Below are 16,638 nucleotides of genomic sequence, written 5' to 3'. Positions count from 1 at the left end.
ATCCTCTCCTTTCTACCACTGATGGTAAGGTGTAGGGAAGTATTTGTCAAAGTCTGAATTCCACTCCTGCTTTGATGCCGTATTCATAATTCCCATTTGTCCTATGCCAACATACTCTGCTTCTGCAAAAGCAGAAGTATGCTGGTGGGACAACGGTATGAAAAATCCCCTCCGCAGACAAGATGATTTCACTTGTCTGCCAGAAGGGGATAACCCGTCACAGTTGTATGTTAACTATGCAAAATCGATGATGAACCTGCCGACCCGCAACTATAAATTAGACAATTCCTCCAGAATGCTATCAAGCTGCTCCTGCGAGACACGCATCATGCTGTTTTCACGAATTTGCTTAAGTGAAAACGGTTTGGCGATATGAATCAGCGCTCCGTTAAGTAAGTGCGGAACATGATGCTCTATCACCTCAATCGCAAGCTCATCCATTAACAACTCGTAAAGCTTGCTCTTCTCGCTGTACGTTTCTCTGAACAATACCGTGTTCTCATAAGCGAAGCAGTACGAACCTGATCCGGCCGTAATAAACAATCCTTCGGAGTTTTCTGCGACCGAATGGATTCCTTCGACATTTTCCAAAGCGAGTCCGTCTTCTTTAACGCTGGTCCTGGTGGCCCCTTTAAGCACAATCTCTGCAGTCGTATTCGCGGGAATCACAACATCCACCTCAATCCGGGAGCCGCTAACCCTCCATCCGGATTCGATCCGGCCGTACATCGATTCATGTGAGGCTTTGGCATGGGTCAACAGCGTTGAACCGAACAACGGTGCAATACGTATTCGTTTGAAAGCGGAGGCCGACGGAGCCATATCAAGTCCCGCCACCTTCCGGTACATCCAGTCCCCGATCGCCCCATAGGCGTAATGGTTGAAGGAATTCATATCGTCACTCCAGAAGGAACCGTCCGGTTTAATACTGTCCCAATGCTCCCAAATGGTCGTAGCTCCTTTGGAGACCGAATACAACCAGCCCGGATAGCCTTCCTGGAGAAGAAGCCGGACTGCCGTCGTATGATAACCGCTGTTCGACAAGGCAAAACAAAGGTATGGCGTGCCGACAAATCCCGTCGTCAGGTGGTAATCGTTTTCAATAACCAGATTATTGAGGTCCTCGGCAACACGGGCCTTGACACGGTCATCTGCCAGATCGAACATCAATGCGAGAACATGGGCGGTCTGTGTCAGTGACGCGATTCTTCCCGTCTCCGTTACAAATTCAGCGCGAAATGCTTTCACAATGTTGTTATACAGCTGGTTGTATTGTTCCGTCTCTTCCGTAAATCCGAGCGCTTTGGCGGCTTCCATCACCAGCCGGGTGGAGTAAGCATAATAGGCTGTGGCGACCAGCTCCGTCGGCGTGGCACCCACATAGCTGTCTTCCTTCGCGTCAAGCCCCAGCCAGTCTCCGAAATGAAAGCCGGTATTCCACAGATATTCATTCTCCCCTTGCCCCCGGATGTATTCCACCCAGCGTTTCATACTGTCGTACTGCTCAGCCAGCAGCCTCAGATCACCATAATACTGATATATCGTCCATGGACAAATGACGGCGGCATCCCCCCAAGCGGCCGAATTGGCTCCTCCTACGATATCCGGAACAACAAACGGAATCCCACCGTCTTCATGCTGCTCCGCCTTCACGTCATGCAGCCATTTGGTAAAGAACGGAGCTCCCTGATAATTAAACAATGCCGTACTGATAAATACCTGGGCATCGCCGGTCCAGCCCAAACGCTCATCGCGCTGAGGACAGTCTGTCGGGACATCCACAAAGTTCCCCCGCTGTCCCCACCGGATATTGCGCTGCAGCTGGTTTACACGCTCGTCGGAGCATTCAAACTCACCGGCTGACGGCATATCGGAGTGAATGACCTCCCCCTGAAAGGCTTCCAGCGGAAGCCCGTTCTCCTGATCAGGAAACCCTTCCACTTTAACATAACGGAATCCCTGAAAAGTAAAATGGGGAGCATAGCTCTCGATACCCTCGCCTTTTGCGGTATACTCCACCGTCTGTTTAGCCGAACGAAGATTCCCAAAATAAATATTGCCGTCCTTATCGAGGACTTCGGCATGGCAGAGAATAATGCGCGAACCGGCCGGGAACTGTGCCGCAAACCGCAAGCGGCCCACCATATTCTGTCCCATGTCCAGCACATGATCACCTGCCGGAGTGACAAATGCAGATACCGGCCGAATGATTTCCGTAACCCGAACCGGCCAGGCCTCCTGTGCCACCAGCTGATCGTAAGGCAGGTCGAGAATTTGTACGGAGCTCCAGTTATCATCATTAAACAGTACGTTGCTCCATCCGTTTTGCTCAAGCTGTGCGTCATATGTTTCACCATGGTATATATTTGAATACCGTACCGGACCGAGCGACGCTTTCCATGTCGGGTCCGTACCCACCATCGCCTCTGTGCCGTCCTCGTAGCTTATATGAAGCTGTATAAGGGCTGCGCGGTGATCCCCGTACATATAATTTCGGCCATCGAAGCCAAGACCACCTCTATACCATCCGTCACCGAGCATGACACCGATACCGTTCCCGCCCTGCTTCAGCAGATCCGTTACATCATAGGTCTGATATTGGATACGATGATGGTAACTGGTCCATCCCGGAGCGAGCAGATCTTCCGATACCTTCGAATCATTGATGAACAATTCATATACGCCGAGGGCGGTACCATAAACACGGGCTGACAAAACACCCTTCCTTACTTCAAACTCTCTGCGAAGCAGGAAAGCGGGCTGTGCATCTCGCGGTATCTGCCCGATATCCGGCGTAATCCACTTCGCCTGCCAGTCCTCAGGGCCCAGCAATCCTGTTTCAAGGACGGCCGGCATGCTCCAGTCCGATTCCTGACCGGCGGTGTCCCAGACTTTAGCGCGGTACCGATAGCCGGTACGTGCAGTAAGCTCAGGACCCGTATAGTCAATATGAATCGATTGATCCGATTCAACCCTGCCTGTATCCCAGATGGGCGATTCAAAATCTCCATTCGCACCGGTTACCTGCAAGCGGTAAGCCTTTTGCATAGTTCCTCTGCGGCTGGAGTGCAGAATCCAGCTGAAACGCGGTTTCCGCTGATCGGTACCGACGAGGTTCGTACGGTATTCACAGGTGATTTGAGCAATGTAAAGATTGGACATCTCGTTCATTCCCCTTTTCGTTTCAAATGGTTGACCGCTACCCTTTTACCGATCCAGCCGTCATCCCTGCTACGATGCGCTTATTAAAAATAAGAAACAATACGAGCGGCGGGATTGTGATCAAGAGAATATTCGTGAACAAAAGGTTATACTGCGTAACGTACTGGCTCTGGAAATTGTAGAGCGTTAGCTGAACGGTCACATTGTCCGAACCTGGCAGGAAATAGAGCGGGTTCGTAAAATCATTAAAAATCGTCACCGAAGACAGAACGATGACCGTTGCTGTCACCGGCTGGAGCAGCGGCAGGATGATACCGAAAAACAGCCGGATCCCGCCGCAGCCGTCAATCACCGCGGCTTCGTCAAGCTCACGCGGAATGGCTGCCAGGAAGCCTTTATACAGGAGCACGGCAAATGGAAATCCTAATGCCACCTCTACGAGAATGAGACCGAACAGCGTTTTGAATATACCCAAACTGTCCATGACCCAGATGGTGGGCACAATAGCCGGCGGAATAATGAGCCCTGCGAGGATCAAAAAATTAAATACCGGTGTCGCCCGGTCCGTTCTGCGCTGCAGCACGTAACCGGCCATTGCGCAGAGGATCACTAAAATGGCTATGGATACTACGGTTAGAACCGTGCTGTTAAAGAAAGCTCTGATCAGCATATAATCACGGGCCGCGATGACGGTTTTGATGTTATCCCAGATGTGGAAGGCCGAAGGAAGCGATAGGTTGAGCAGTGACGATTCTTGAATATCTTTGCTCGCATTGACGATGATGAAATAGAAAGGCACCCAGAATGCGGCAATGGTAAACAGAATCCCCGCCGTTTCAAAGGCGAACTGTCTGATTTTTTTGCCTTTCACAAATCTACCTCCTTTCGGTTCAAATACGTATAGAGGGGAAATGCCAGCGCGGTTACTACCACAAACAGAATGACATTACCTGCCGTTGCAAGCCCGTAGAAGCCGCCCTGGTACTGTTTGTAAATAATGGAGGCGATCAGGTCCGTGGTAAAGCCCGGTCCTCCTTTCGTCATCGCCCATACCAGATCAAAGGAACGCAGTCCCCCGATAAACGCCAGAATAATGACCGAATTGGTTGCGGGGCGGCTCAGCGGTACGATGATATTCCAAAACTTGTGCCACGCGCTGCCGCCATCGATCTGAAGGGCTTCGTAATATTCATGGGGAATGGACAAAATACCGGCGATATAAATGACCGTCGCGAATCCGACCCCCTTCCAGACATCTACAAATGCTACGGACAGCAGCGCTATCCTGACATCTCCCAGCCAATCGGGACCCGCAATCCCCATCCATGCGAGCGACGTATTGATGATTCCCTGCGTGGGGTGCATCATCATGCTGAACGCAATTCCAACAGCGATCGTACTGACGAGCGTAGGAAAAAAGATGACAGATCGTAAGTAATCCTTAGTACGGATTTTAGAGGTAAGCAGCACGCCCAGCAGAAGCCCCAGCACCACCTTCATTCCACAGGTAACAACCGCATAGATCAAGGTGTTCTTAAAGCCAATGCTCAGCGATTGTTCATTAAAGAAGGTCATGAAATTTTCAAGCCCGATAAACTCCCATTCGGTCAACGTCCATCGGGTCAGGCTGAAGAAAAAAGACAGCAAGGTCGGAAGGATAAATATGACGAGATAAATAATGGCCGCAGGCACCAGAAACAGATACGAATACGTGCGTTTAAATATTTTGTTCATGCCCGTCACTTTCGGGTCACCAGCCTTCAAGGCCAAGCTGCTTGGCCTGCTTTTCAACATCCTTGTCGTAGGCGGCTGCTCCTTCCGCTGCCGTCTTGATGCCAGCGCCAACCTCTACGGTTATTTGTTCCAGACTCGGCCCTTTAACAGGGGAAACGAATTCCAAAGCAGGTGCGGTTTTTCCCGTTTCAAAATAAGGCAGCATATCCTTAACAAGAGCCGGTACGTCCTCTGGAATCTGGGCCTCCTTGATCAGATAGGGTCCTGTTGGTTCGGACACCTCTGATACGACCTTGGTACCTTCAACGGAAGCGATAAAAGCGAGGAATTTCTTTGCTTCTTCAATTTGCTTGCTTTCCTTGTAAATGTAAGCTGCTCCTGGCATCCAAATCGTCAATCCATTCTGCGGTGCATCCTCACCGGGCTGCGCAAAAAATCCAATATCATTCATGGCATCCGGATAGTTTTGGGCAAGGGCAGGAGTCGCAAACGAAAGCATAGGGTAATGGGCCCCTTTTCCCTCCGCAAGCATTTTCAGACCTGCATCATAATTGGTTGCCACCAGATCCGTATTCATAAATCCTTTGTCATGCAGCTCCTGCAGTTTTTCAAAGCTTCTTAAAGCAGCCGGCGTATTGGCGTAGCTCGCTTTATGGGCTGTAAAATCCTGTGCAAAATTGGGGGCCTCTGTCTGTACATTGTAAAAATCCGCCAATACGACGAGCTGCGAAGTCCACGTATCTTTAAACGTCCCGATGACAGGCGTAATACCAGCTGCTTTGATTTTTTCGTTATTCACCATCAGCTCGCTCCACGTTTTGGGAACGGAAAGCCCAAGCTCGGCATATACTTTTTTGTTGTAAAACCACCCTCCTGCGGTGGTTGAGGAGGATGGGACGCCATATACCTTGCCCTGATAGCTGACCGTCGGCTTGAACGAATCCATCACGTTGGCCTGAAACGGTTCATTGGTAAGATCCAGCAGGTTCTTTTCCGGAGAAAGCGCCTGCATCAGGGAACCGGAGTTATAGAAAAAGACATCTGTCATATCCCCCGTCGCCAGCCGTGTTTTGACGATATTGTCTCCTTCGGCACCACCAGGACGGGTTTCCAGTTCAACCTTGATGTCGGGATTCTTCGCCTGGAAGGCCTCAATGTAGGCATTGGCTGTATTCACCGCGTCTTGCGAATTATCCACAAGAAGCGTCAGTGTAACTGCTTCAGCCGATCCATTCCCGCTGCCTGAAGGATCAGAGCCGGGACCTCCACAGGCCGCCAGAATTCCGATCAGCAGCGTAGTGCAGCTCAATAACGACAGAAACCTCATTGACTTGATCTTCATACGTTTATTCCTCCTGTCGATCTTTCATCATGTCTATTGCAGAACCGGTGATTTCTGCTGAACTTATTGTACGTTCGGCGGAGGTTTAATGTAAGCGCTTTATTTTTAAGGTACCGTCTGTTTTTTTTAGGTTTGCCGCGGCGGCTTGAATCGAAGTGTAATGCGGGTACCGACATTTATGCGGCTTTGGATTTCGAGCGTGCTGTCCTCCCCGTAGAAAAGCGCCAGCCGGTCCCGCACATTTCTTAGCCCGTATCCTTGATCGGCCATGCCAATTTCCTCCATACCAACACCATCGTCTTCAACCTGAAAGACAATGTAGTCATCTTCGCTATACCCGGTGAGACATACCGTTCCTTCACCCAGCTTCGGTTCCAGGCCATGGTAAATCGCATTCTCTACAAGAGGCTGCAGGAGGAGCTTCAGCATTTGCATGCCCATCAGCGGTTCATCAACCATCCTGACGTAGCGAAAGCGGTTATTGAACCTGATGTTCTGAATTTTCAGGAAGTGATCAATATGCTCAAGCTCCTTGAACACCGGAATGGTATCTTTGCCTTTATTCAGGCTGAGCTTAAAGCTTTCAGACAATGAAATGGCCACCTCGGCTATTTGGGTATTATTCTGCAGTAAAGCCATCCAATAGATCGAATCAAGCGTGTTATACAGAAAATGGGGTTTGATCTGGGACTGCAGCGCCCGCAGTTCTGCTTCCCGTTCCTTTAGCTGGGAATCAATAAGCCGCCGATTCAACTCCTCATGCTCAATCGCCATGCGCTTGAACGTTTCGCCAAGCATGCCCACTTCATCCTGCGTGAAATGTTCCGGGAAGCTCCGTGTGCCCTTTGTCCAATCCATCATCATTTTCTTCAATTGCATCAGCGGTCTGGTAATGCTGCCGGATATGAAATAGGAAAGCACCAGGGCGATTGCGCCGATCAGAACGGCAAGAGCAGTTGTAGCCCAACCTATACCACGGGACTGCTTGAGCAGTTGCTTCGTTTGTACCAAATGCACAAAAGTCCAGTCCGCCATCTGGTTCCGGTAGGTGGTAATGAGGTATCCTTGACCTGCGAGCCTTTCAAGCACTTCGCTGATATCTCCTTCCCCAAGAGCAATCGAATCCGCATTGCTGAACACCACTTTTGCAGATCCGGGAGACGGATCAATCGCCATATAAGCCCCGTAATTCGTGCTCTCGTTAAAGATTTTATGAAAAATGGTGTTGGACACATTAATTACGATAAGCCCAATCGCCTTTCCAGCAGGATCGTCCGCATCCCGGAACAGCTTTACGGTCGAGAACGATTGATCTGATGTTCCGAAAATATCGGAATCGTAGAAGACGACCTTTCCTTTGGATTCATAGGCGCTCCGGTACCAATCCGATGCGGCTATCCTCTCTGCCTTTTCCTTGCCCTCATAGATACCGGCATCATCCGAACGCCCAAGGCAGTACGTTTGGAATCGAAGATCGATCAGACAGATGGAGGTGACAAACCGGGTATCCGTAAATCGGCTGCTGATAATCCGCTGCAGACGGCTCGACGTGCGCTCGCTTAAGCTGCCGGGCTGCACTTTCTTTTCAAGCATCTCACCGCTGGCACGCAGAGCAGTCCTTATTTCTTCGTTAACGACTATGGATAAGTGTAAATTATTGATATTCCGAAACAGTAAATCAGCCACCTCGCTGGATGTCGTCAGTTGACCCATATTGCTCTTAGCGTTCAAGTCCAGCAGCGTCTCTTTTGTAATGCTGAAGGAAATATAACCCAACAGAAATATGGAGGGAAGGGATAGTAAGATCATTGCCGTCAGAAATCGGCTTCGAATCCGTTTGAACCGCAACAGCTTGAGTAATGATTTTATTTTCATCCGAGGGAACCCTTCCTTATGATCCAGTATGGTAGATATCGCGGTAACGGCCAGGCGTCATTCCAACATGCTTTTTAAAGATTTCATTAAAATGCCTGTAATTGCAGTAACCTACCTTCTCGCTGGCTTCGTTCACCCTCATGCCTTCCTGAAGCATTGCTTTTGCACGCTCAATACGAAAGCTGGTCAAATATTTGATATAGGAGCTGCCGGTTTCCTCCTTAAAGAGCAGACTGAAATAAGCTGAATTTAAGCCAACCTGCTCCGCAAGTTCTTGAAGGGATAAATCATGACCATAACGCTCCTCAATGATAGTAAGCGCTTTCAATATTGCGGGATGTTTCTTGCTTATCCGTGCTTCCTCTATCCAGGCGCACAGCTTTTCCATTCGTTCCAACATCCATTCAACCATCTCTTCTCTTGTTTCCAGCGCGCTGAGTTCCCGATGTGGTGCCTCGCCGAAAATCCCCCTTTCATATGGGGTTTCTTTGGCTGCCTCCATACCGATATAGACAAGTTTGAGCATTTCCCGCTCAATTTGATCCGGGCTCAAAATTTCTGTTTTTGTCCACCTCTTGATTCGTTCAAACGCCTGCCCTAGCCCTTCGCGGTCTCCGCTACGCAAACAGGAGAGCAGGCTTCCCTGCAGCATCACCAGCTCTTCTGTCCGGACTTGACCCTCCTTGACATCCTGAAATGTTACCCAGCCTCTTGTATGATGAAATCTGCCAAACCGCAATGCCCTTAGCGCTTCCCGGTAACTCTTGGGTGTATCTGTCAAGGATGTGTATGTGCATCCTGAGCTGAATACCGCTGCGGTACGGCCGGAAAGCCGGTCCAGATGCTCAATTAATGAGGGTGCGGGGAGTTGGAAATGAAAGATGACCGACAGGATTTCATCCCCATTCGTCACTTCAACTACCCGGTAGGAACGATCGATAGGGATTGCAGCACGCTCCGAAGAGAAAGCGACCACTGTAACACCCATTACCTCGCTCCATTCCGTTCCAAAGCTTTCCCGCCATTTGCCGACGGCTTTTTCGCCAAGCAAGAGCAGGTCCAGTGTTGCCTTCTCAAGAAGTTCCGCCTGACTGGCATTCCATTTCACCTGCATCGTGCTGTACTCCTGCCTCAGCCTGATTCGCTCAATCGCCTTTTGTACAGCCTTATCAACATTCGATACCGTGATCGGTTTTTCCAGATAATCTACGACTCCCAGCCCTATGGCACGCCTGACATGTTCGAATTCATTGAAACCGCTGAAAACAATAAACATGGCTTCGGAAGCTTCTGCGGCTGCGGTCTCGATGAGCTGCAGACCATCCATACCAGGCATTCGGATGTCCGTAAGCACGATATCCGGACGAATATCTCGGAATAACTGCAGCGCCGACAGGCCGTTGTCCGCCGTTCCAACCAATTCTATCCCGTACTGCCCCCAGTTGATCATCGTTTTCAGGCCCTCCAGCACGATGTATTCATCATCGAACACCACAGCCTTGAGCATGCTGATCTCTCCCTCGTATAGTATTTCTTGAAGGTTGTTCTTCCGCCTATTTCCAGTACCCTAGGATACTGGAGGCCTCCTTCATAATTTCCAGTTTTGGCCTTTGAAAATTTGAAATTTTATTTGAGAGTGGATTTTTCGGACTGCTTCCATAACAATGAATCTTAGGGTTCATTCGGGGGAATTCTTTTCTCTCCTTTAGTTCGAATAGCTCCCAAAGTCTTTTTCCCTGGCACTCATGCGGCACTTCTTACCCGCTAGTTCTTCCCTCCGGCAACAAATGCCCGAAGATAGCAGCTTCGAGGCAGCTCATGGACCGGAGGATGTTCTCCTTTGCAAAGTCCTTTACAGAATTACCAGTTGAAATATGGTAAAAATCTCGATCTCCGACTAGGTTTAGTTTAGTGTTGCCATTTTTCCCGACTCAAGTGTTTAATAGCTGCGAAAATTTCCAATTCTCAAAATCAGGGACTTGACATTTTACCGCCGGATTTTCTAGCACTGATGGTAAGGTCTAGGGAAGTATTTGTCAAAGCTATAGTGAATCATTGGTATCGGTATCCATAATGGCCCTTGAAGTGATTGTCAACACACCTCATGGATTTAAAATGCGGAAGTCGATGATATTGCCGTATCGGTCCGATTCAATGTGACAGCACCCTAACAGCAGTCCCTTTAATTGCTGCCGTCCCCGCTGGATTCTGGATTTCGCCCCGGAATAAGAGAGGCCGAGCCGATCACTGATTTCCTTTTGCGATAATCCTTGAAACTCTGAGAGCTCGAGAGCTTCCGCATATTTTGCCGGTAACCTGCGCATCGTCTCCCTGATACATTGTGAAACTTCCAGGGTAAAGTTGTCAGCTTCATGATCAGCGGGAGAAGGAACTGGAAGCTTCAGCTTGCCAAGCTGGGTATAACGCTTTCCGGATTATGGATGAAGCGCTGGACGCAGGCATTAACTTTTTCGATACCGCCAATATATATGGCTGGGGAACGAATGCAGGTTTGACCGAGACTCTGATTGGCCGCTGGTTTTTGTACATAATTATGGTAACATTGTAAACGAGATGTGTAACCCCCTAAGTTTGGAGGAGGATTATGAGTAAGAAGTACATTCTTTTAGTGGTTATTACGATACTAGTAGTGTCTGTAATTGGCTTACTAACCTATAAAGCCAGTAATACCCAAACAAAAAATTATACTGCCGAATCCAATAATTGGAGGATTAACTTGTCTGTACCTAAATCCAAAGATCTATTTGGATCACTGTCATGCGAGTATATTCGAAAAATGAATGGGGAAATTAATCATTTTGAATATAATTTGAAGGGTGAAAGCAATTCAATTTCCGGTTCGGAAGAAGGAAATTGGAGTTCAGGTTATAAGTATGAACACGGGGGAATAAACGTCAGTTCTCTTACTCCAAACGAAGATGATCAATATGAAATCACACTTACAGTCGATGGTAAAACGGAAAAATTAATATTAACAAGCAAATGAGCAAATCATCTTTATCAGAAAGGGCTGTCCCATTTGGGACAGCCTCTTTGAAATTAGATAGTCTGCATTAGACACCTGACGGAGCGTTGGGGCGAACAGGCCGTGTGATGGCTTCCTCCACCTTGATGCAGCGGTCCATGATCACGGTCATTCCGTGCTCATGGGCGATGGCAGCGGCCTCCTCACTCACGATGCCCTGCTGCAGCCATAATGTCCGGGCGTTGACTGCGACCGCATCCCTGGCTACATCCGCGCAGTATTCGCTGCGGCGGAATACGTTCACCAAATCGATCGGCTCGGGCACCTCCTGCAGGGACGCATAACAGGTTTCACCCAGAATCTTCTGCCCCGCAGCCACTGGATTGACCGGAATGATCCGGTAGCCCCTGCTCTGCATGGCTCCCGCAATCATATAGGAAGTACGGTCTGTTTTATCCGATAAGCCCACTACCGCGATATTGCCGACCTGCTCCAAAATTCGCTTGATTTCTTCTCGTGACGGATTTTCAAAAGCCATGGAATATTCCCTCCTCATCACCTATGCTGCAGTATTATTTTACCCATTCCACATTGGCGCCAAGCGCGGTCAAATGCTCAAAATATTGCGGATAGGATTTCGCCACATGATGCGCATCCTTGATGACGAGCGGCTGCTTCGCCCGCAGGCCGACCACCGTCAAAGCCATGATGACACGGTGATCAAAGTGCGCATTGATTTCCACTCCGCCTTCCACGCCCTCCGGACGGCCATGCACGATAATCTCCGCTTGCCGCTCTTCCACCTTCGCACCCGCTTTCGCCAGTTCAGCGAGGTAATCCGTAATGCGGTCACATTCTTTGTAGCGCAGATTTTCAACGTTATAAAAGCGGGAGGTTCCCTCGGCAAACACAGCCGCAGCCACCATAGCCAGCACGGCATCTGTCGCCACATCGCCGTCGAATTCAACCGCCTTGAGCTTGCCGTTCCCCCGTACATGTACGGTATCGTTCTCGTGCGTCAGTGGGACGCCCATCATTTGCAGCACATCCACAATCGCCCGTTCTCCCTGCTTGCTGTGTACCATCAGGCGTTCAACCGTCACATCCGACTGCGTCACGGCCGCCGCCGCAAGGATTGCGGCACTTCCCGGGTAATCGCCTTGCACCGTATAACTGCGCGCCTGATAAGACTGGCGGCCCGGCACCTTGAACGACATGTAATCATCGCTCGCCTGGATCGTAATTCCGGCCTGCTCCAGCACCTCCAGGGTCTGGCCAATAACGACCTTGGACTTCAGGTCATTCAGCACTTCGATCTCGCTGTCCTCCTCCAGCAGAGGGGTCAGGAACAGCAGCGCACTCAAATATTGCGAGCTGACCGAGCCGGATACTTTGATCTTTCCGCCCTTTGGCTGCCCGCCCTTGATCCGGATCGGAAGCCGGCCCTGCTGATGCTCCACTGCCACGCCCAGTTGACCAAGCGCATCAATCAGATCGTCATGCGGCCGTTTTCCGAGCGATTCCGGATATGTATTGACAAAGGTCACGTCGGGCAGGAAGGAGGCAATGCCCATGAGAAAACGAAGCACCGCTCCCGCATTGCCCACATTCAGCTCAGATACATGACGCGGATGGCGACCGAAGCCTGTAATGACGATTTTCTCATCATCTTCTTCAAGCACGGCACCCAAATCCTTGATGCAGCGGCGCATTGCATCGCTGTCTTCGCTATGGGCTGGATAATAAATCGTGCTTGTGCCATCCGCCAGCGCGGCTGCCAGCAGATAACGGGTGGTGTAGTTTTTGGAGGACAAAGCCCCGAATTGTCCCTTGAGGGAAGGCGTAGGTTTTACGATAACATCCATTTTCAATAAGCTCCTTCGGTCTGAATTGGCGCAAGGACCGCAAGCTGTGCCCGTTGACAGCACGGCTTCCGCTTGTCTACACTGTTTATAGTGCGCTTATGTTTATCATCATACAATTGCACAACCATTTACGATAAATTCAAGGAAAAGAGAGGTCTCACATATGAATCCGATCCCCCAAATTGAACCCGCAGAGCTCAGACGGCGTCTTCAGGCCGGAGAGCAGCTGAATCTGATTGACGTCCGGGAGGATGAAGAAGTAGCTGCCGGCATGATTCCGGGCGCCAAGCATATTCCCATGAATCAGATTCCGGCAAAGCTTGCAGAAATCGACCCGGATCAGGAAATCATCTTTATCTGCCGCAGCGGCTACCGCAGCGAGCGGGTCTGTGAATATCTGCAGCAGCACGGTTATGATAACTGTGTCAATATGACCGGTGGCATGCTGCAATGGTGGGACGAAGAAGAGTAATCGGCTGCTCCACCCGGACGAACCATTCCTTCAATCGCTGCTGCCCCCGAATTTTTTTAATGGTTTTAAAACAGATAAAATTCGGGGACAAAGGCGAATGCTTCGTTTTCCCGCATCCTGTTTCATTCCCTCCCCTGCATCCAGCGTGTCCCTCCCTACAAAACACAAGGAATTCACTTTTTCGCCCACTAACGTTACATTATCTCTTGCACAGGACAACTTGTAGCCCCTTTATAAGCTTTCCTTTAAAAGCTTAGACGCGGTAACGCGCTAAAATCAATTCAACCACTTCACCCGCACCCACACCCGTCGTATCGATGGTGACGTGGGCAAATGAATAGGCATCCTTGCGTTCCTCCATGATCTTCCGCACCCGGCCTTCCACATCTCCTGCCAGCAGCGGTCTGTCCGCTGATGATCTGACGCGCTCCACGATGCTTTCCGCCCGGGCCGACAAGGCCACGACATAGCCGTTATTGAGCATTGCGCGGCAATTTCCCTCTCTCAGCACGACACCGCCTCCGGTCGCAACAACCTGGCCGTTACCTTCCAGTACCTTGTGCAGCACGGCGGTCTCCGCATCCCTGAAGTAGGCTTCACCTTCATTGGAGAAGATATCAGGTATGGTTCGACCCTCCCGGCGCTCCAGCTCCGTATCCAGATCCACCATGCGGTACCCCAGCTTGGCGGCAAGAAGAGCCCCAACGGTAGACTTTCCCGTTCCCATCATGCCGATCAGAATGAGGTTCCGGTTCTGAGCCGCATTTTCCACGTATGACACCCCTCTGATCGCTCCATAAATTATATAAAATAAAAATATGTAATAATCATAACACAGCGCTGAAACTTTAGACAATCCGGGTATACGAGCAAAATAAAGACCCGATGCGGCCTCTGCCTGTCAGGCTGCATCGGGTCTTGGTCAGAACATGGAGCTTAGAACCACTGATGGTGGAAGACGCCTTCCTTATCTACACGCTGGAATGTATGGGCACCGAAATAATCACGCTGCGCCTGCAGCAGGTTTGCCGGGAGGCGCTCTGTACGGTAGCTGTCATAATAAGCCAGCGCGCTGGAGAATCCAGGAACCGGAATGCCGTGCGCAACAGCAGCAGAGATAACCTTGCGCCATGCGTCCTGGTACGTTTCCACGATATTTTTGAAATACGGATCAAGCAGCAGGTTTTTCAGTCCAGAGTCTCGGTCATAGGCATCCTTGATGTTTTGCAGGAACTGGGAGCGGATAATGCAGCCGCCACGGAAAATCATGGCAATATTTCCGTATTTCAGATCCCAGCCATACTCATCGGAAGCTGCGCGCATTTGGGCGAAGCCTTGGGCATAAGATACGATCTTGCTTGCGAACAGCGCCTTGCGCACGTTCTCAATAAAATCCTTCTTATCGCCATCGAAGGCAGCTGTCTCTGGACCGCTGAGCACCTTGCTGGCGGCGACACGCTCTTCCTTCATGGCCGACAGGAAGCGGGAGAATACGGATTCGGTAATCATGGACAGCGGCACGCCCAGATCCAGCGCGCTTTGGCTTGTCCATTTGCCTGTACCCTTTTGGCCGGCAGAATCCAGAATGACATCCACCATCGGTTTGCCGGTTTCTTCATCGTATTTCGAGAAGATGTCGGCCGTTATTTCGATCAGGTAGCTGTCGAGCTCCCCTTTATTCCATTCCGTGAAAATTTCGTGCAGTTCCTCCGCGCCCACATTCAGCACGGATTTCAGCAAATGATACGCCTCGCAGATCAGCTGCATGTCGCCGTACTCAATGCCGTTGTGCACCATTTTCACATAATGTCCTGCACCGTCAGGACCGATATATGTACAGCATGGGTCCCCGTTTACTTTTGCCGAAATGGCCGTCAAAATCGGTTTTACCAGCTCATAAGCACTTTCCTGTCCCCCCGGCATAATGGACGGACCCTTCAAGGCTCCTTCTTCACCGCCGGATACGCCCGTGCCGATGAAACGCAGGCCCTTCTCCTCCAGCATTTTACTGCGGCGCTGTGTATCAGGGAAATAGGCGTTGCCGCCGTCAATAATGATGTCGCCTTCATCCAGATGAGGAATAAGCTGTTCAATGGTTGCATCTGTCGCTTTACCCGCCTGAACCATGATCAGAATTTTGCGGGGCGATTCCAGGGAAGCTACGAATTCCTCAATGGAAAAGGTTCCTGTCAGGTTCTTTCCTTCCGCTTCTTTTAACAGATCATGCGTTTTCTCGGGCGAGCGGTTGTATACCGAGACACTGAAACCTCTGCTCTCAATGTTAAGGGCCAGGTTTTTGCCCATTACGGCCAGACCAATCACACCAATTTGCTGTTTTGCCATCTGGTTCCTCATCCTTTGCAACATTATTTTGTGAAATCACGTACAACTATATTTTACCGTTTTTGCGCAAAGAAGTGAACCCCCGCTTCTGTGCAGAGGAAAACACCCCATTTGCATGAGGTGTAGTAAACTGCTGCTCATCCCTCCAGCATCAGCAGCTGTCTGGACAGTTCCTTCAGCCGGCTGCGGCAAATGTCAGCCTTTTCTTTGTTTCCGGCCTGTATCGCAGACCATAACTGCTCCAATTCGTCATCCACCTCCATCCTGGCCAGCTGAAGCCGCAATTCTCCCTCTTTTGAAGCGAGCAACTCCTCAAGCTTCTCGGTCGACAGCTGTACCCCTTTCTGAAACAGAACGCGCTGCCTGAACCCGTTCACTTCCACAAGCCGGATCACCTCGCCGAATAAAATATTTTTCACCAGGATGTGCTGATCCTTGATGCGCTTGACAATGGCATGACCGCGTGTAACCCCAATCAGATTTTCCAGCCATTCCGCCAGCTTCTCATCCTTGATCAAATAATCCCCCGCTAATTTGTAGTGACCGGTGCGCAGCAGCTGAAAACGGAGCTTCACCAGCTTGCGTCCCGTACGGACTGACAAAATAAGACTTTCCTCATCCTCGCTCCAATATAAAGAGTAGCCTTCCTGAATGAGGTCCTTGATCAGATTGTGGATATGCCGGCGGCTAAACCGGAGCTCCAAATTGCAGTATTCCACTTCGCAGCTCTTATTCACGGCATTCCCTCCTTTGTGAGATCCGGATCAAGACTGCGCGGCAGGAAACGGCTGCGCCGTATGATCTTTTCCTTACTCTATTTTATACTTCATATTATGTAAGGGTACTTGGTTATTTGACT

At 50.1% G+C, this 16,638-nt stretch carries 13 protein-coding genes and 2 pseudogenes; 3 read left to right on the top strand and 12 right to left on the bottom strand.

The features are described from left to right. Positions 1 to 270: 270 nt before the first annotated feature. The 7 genes and pseudogenes from ACI1P2_RS10135 to ACI1P2_RS10105 form a co-directional block, all read right to left on the bottom strand. Positions 271 to 3,162: a glycoside hydrolase family 78 protein gene (locus ACI1P2_RS10135; RefSeq protein WP_355319307.1), complete on the bottom strand. Its 2,892-nt coding sequence runs from the start codon at positions 3,160 to 3,162 to the stop codon at positions 271 to 273. A gap of 37 nt (positions 3,163 to 3,199) precedes the next feature. After that, a complete protein-coding gene (locus tag ACI1P2_RS10130) occupies positions 3,200 to 4,033 on the bottom strand; it encodes a carbohydrate ABC transporter permease (protein ID WP_408976194.1) in 834 nt (277 codons plus the stop codon). Then, complete coding sequence (locus ACI1P2_RS10125; RefSeq protein ID WP_355319506.1) at positions 4,030 to 4,896, bottom strand: carbohydrate ABC transporter permease; 867 nt, start codon at positions 4,894 to 4,896, stop codon at positions 4,030 to 4,032. The genes ACI1P2_RS10130 and ACI1P2_RS10125 overlap by 4 nt, the downstream gene beginning before the upstream one ends. A 16-nt stretch (positions 4,897 to 4,912) precedes the next feature. Beyond that, positions 4,913 to 6,238, bottom strand: a complete 1,326-nt coding sequence (locus ACI1P2_RS10120) for an ABC transporter substrate-binding protein (RefSeq protein ID WP_355319305.1) — start codon at positions 6,236 to 6,238, stop codon at positions 4,913 to 4,915. A 126-nt stretch (positions 6,239 to 6,364) separates the two neighbouring features. Continuing rightward, a complete protein-coding gene (locus tag ACI1P2_RS10115; RefSeq protein ID WP_408976193.1) occupies positions 6,365 to 8,047 on the bottom strand; it encodes a cache domain-containing sensor histidine kinase in 1,683 nt (560 codons plus the stop codon). Positions 8,048 to 8,129: 82 nt separating this feature from the next. Beyond that, entirely contained in the window at positions 8,130 to 9,620 is a 1,491-nt protein-coding gene (locus tag ACI1P2_RS10110; RefSeq protein WP_355319301.1) for a response regulator, read from the bottom strand. Positions 9,621 to 10,215: 595 nt separating this feature from the next. Further along, positions 10,216 to 10,485 (bottom strand): annotated as a pseudogene (locus tag ACI1P2_RS10105) (sigma factor-like helix-turn-helix DNA-binding protein); the annotation flags it as partial. 20 nt (positions 10,486 to 10,505) lie between these two features. Here ACI1P2_RS10105 and ACI1P2_RS10100 point away from each other — a divergent pair. Next, a pseudogene (locus ACI1P2_RS10100) lies at positions 10,506 to 10,655 on the top strand (aldo/keto reductase); the annotation flags it as partial. A gap of 63 nt (positions 10,656 to 10,718) precedes the next feature. Next, a complete protein-coding gene (locus ACI1P2_RS10095) occupies positions 10,719 to 11,120 on the top strand; it encodes a hypothetical protein (protein WP_355319299.1) in 402 nt (133 codons plus the stop codon). Positions 11,121 to 11,187: 67 nt separating this feature from the next. Here ACI1P2_RS10095 and ACI1P2_RS10090 read toward each other — a convergent pair whose 3' ends face one another. Together ACI1P2_RS10090 and aroA are read right to left on the bottom strand one after the other, a co-directional pair. Further along, positions 11,188 to 11,637: a CoA-binding protein gene (locus ACI1P2_RS10090; protein ID WP_355319297.1), complete on the bottom strand. Its 450-nt coding sequence runs from the start codon at positions 11,635 to 11,637 to the stop codon at positions 11,188 to 11,190. Between the two features lie 34 nt (positions 11,638 to 11,671). Beyond that, a complete protein-coding gene (gene aroA / locus ACI1P2_RS10085; protein ID WP_355319295.1) occupies positions 11,672 to 12,964 on the bottom strand; it encodes a 3-phosphoshikimate 1-carboxyvinyltransferase in 1,293 nt (430 codons plus the stop codon). Between the two features lie 163 nt (positions 12,965 to 13,127). On the opposite strand from aroA, the gene ACI1P2_RS10080 reads away from it, so the two are divergent. After that, on the top strand, positions 13,128 to 13,436 hold the full coding sequence (locus ACI1P2_RS10080; RefSeq protein WP_355319293.1) for a rhodanese-like domain-containing protein: 309 nt from the start codon (positions 13,128 to 13,130) through the stop codon (positions 13,434 to 13,436). A 253-nt stretch (positions 13,437 to 13,689) separates the two neighbouring features. Here the strand turns inward: ACI1P2_RS10080 and ACI1P2_RS10075 are convergent, their stop codons facing one another. From ACI1P2_RS10075 to ACI1P2_RS10065, 3 genes are all read right to left on the bottom strand, one after another. Next, positions 13,690 to 14,208, bottom strand: coding sequence for a shikimate kinase (locus ACI1P2_RS10075; RefSeq protein ID WP_408976192.1), 519 nt, complete (start codon positions 14,206 to 14,208; stop codon positions 13,690 to 13,692). 164 nt (positions 14,209 to 14,372) lie between these two features. Beyond that, positions 14,373 to 15,779, bottom strand: a complete 1,407-nt coding sequence (gene gndA, locus ACI1P2_RS10070; RefSeq protein WP_355319291.1) for an NADP-dependent phosphogluconate dehydrogenase — start codon at positions 15,777 to 15,779, stop codon at positions 14,373 to 14,375. Between the two features lie 137 nt (positions 15,780 to 15,916). Next, complete coding sequence (locus tag ACI1P2_RS10065; protein WP_355319289.1) at positions 15,917 to 16,516, bottom strand: type III secretion system chaperone family protein; 600 nt, start codon at positions 16,514 to 16,516, stop codon at positions 15,917 to 15,919. Positions 16,517 to 16,638 lie beyond the last annotated feature (122 nt).

It is taken from the genome of Paenibacillus jiangxiensis (genome assembly GCF_046098255.1).
GTDB lineage: Bacteria > Bacillota > Bacilli > Paenibacillales > Paenibacillaceae > Paenibacillus > Paenibacillus jiagnxiensis.
This window is presented reverse-complemented; position numbering and strand designations above follow the sequence as displayed.

What these genes read in the sequence shown, in the direction of transcription:
- ACI1P2_RS10135 (WP_355319307.1), bottom strand. Translation starts at nt 3,162, where the DNA reads ATGTCCAATCTTTACATTGCTCAAATCACCTGTGAATACCGTACGAAC.
- ACI1P2_RS10125 (WP_355319506.1), bottom strand. Translation starts at nt 4,896, where the DNA reads ATGAACAAAATATTTAAACGCACGTATTCGTATCTGTTTCTGGTGCCT.
- ACI1P2_RS10120 (WP_355319305.1), bottom strand. Translation starts at nt 6,238, where the DNA reads ATGAAGATCAAGTCAATGAGGTTTCTGTCGTTATTGAGCTGCACTACG.
- ACI1P2_RS10115 (WP_408976193.1), bottom strand. Translation starts at nt 8,047, where the DNA reads ATGATCTTACTATCCCTTCCCTCCATATTTCTGTTGGGTTATATTTCC.
- ACI1P2_RS10110 (WP_355319301.1), bottom strand. Translation starts at nt 9,620, where the DNA reads ATGCTCAAGGCTGTGGTGTTCGATGATGAATACATCGTGCTGGAGGGC.
- ACI1P2_RS10095 (WP_355319299.1), top strand. Translation starts at nt 10,719, where the DNA reads ATGAGTAAGAAGTACATTCTTTTAGTGGTTATTACGATACTAGTAGTG.
- ACI1P2_RS10090 (WP_355319297.1), bottom strand. Translation starts at nt 11,637, where the DNA reads ATGGCTTTTGAAAATCCGTCACGAGAAGAAATCAAGCGAATTTTGGAG.
- aroA (WP_355319295.1), bottom strand. Translation starts at nt 12,964, where the DNA reads ATGGATGTTATCGTAAAACCTACGCCTTCCCTCAAGGGACAATTCGGG.
- ACI1P2_RS10080 (WP_355319293.1), top strand. Translation starts at nt 13,128, where the DNA reads ATGAATCCGATCCCCCAAATTGAACCCGCAGAGCTCAGACGGCGTCTT.
- gndA (WP_355319291.1), bottom strand. Translation starts at nt 15,779, where the DNA reads ATGGCAAAACAGCAAATTGGTGTGATTGGTCTGGCCGTAATGGGCAAA.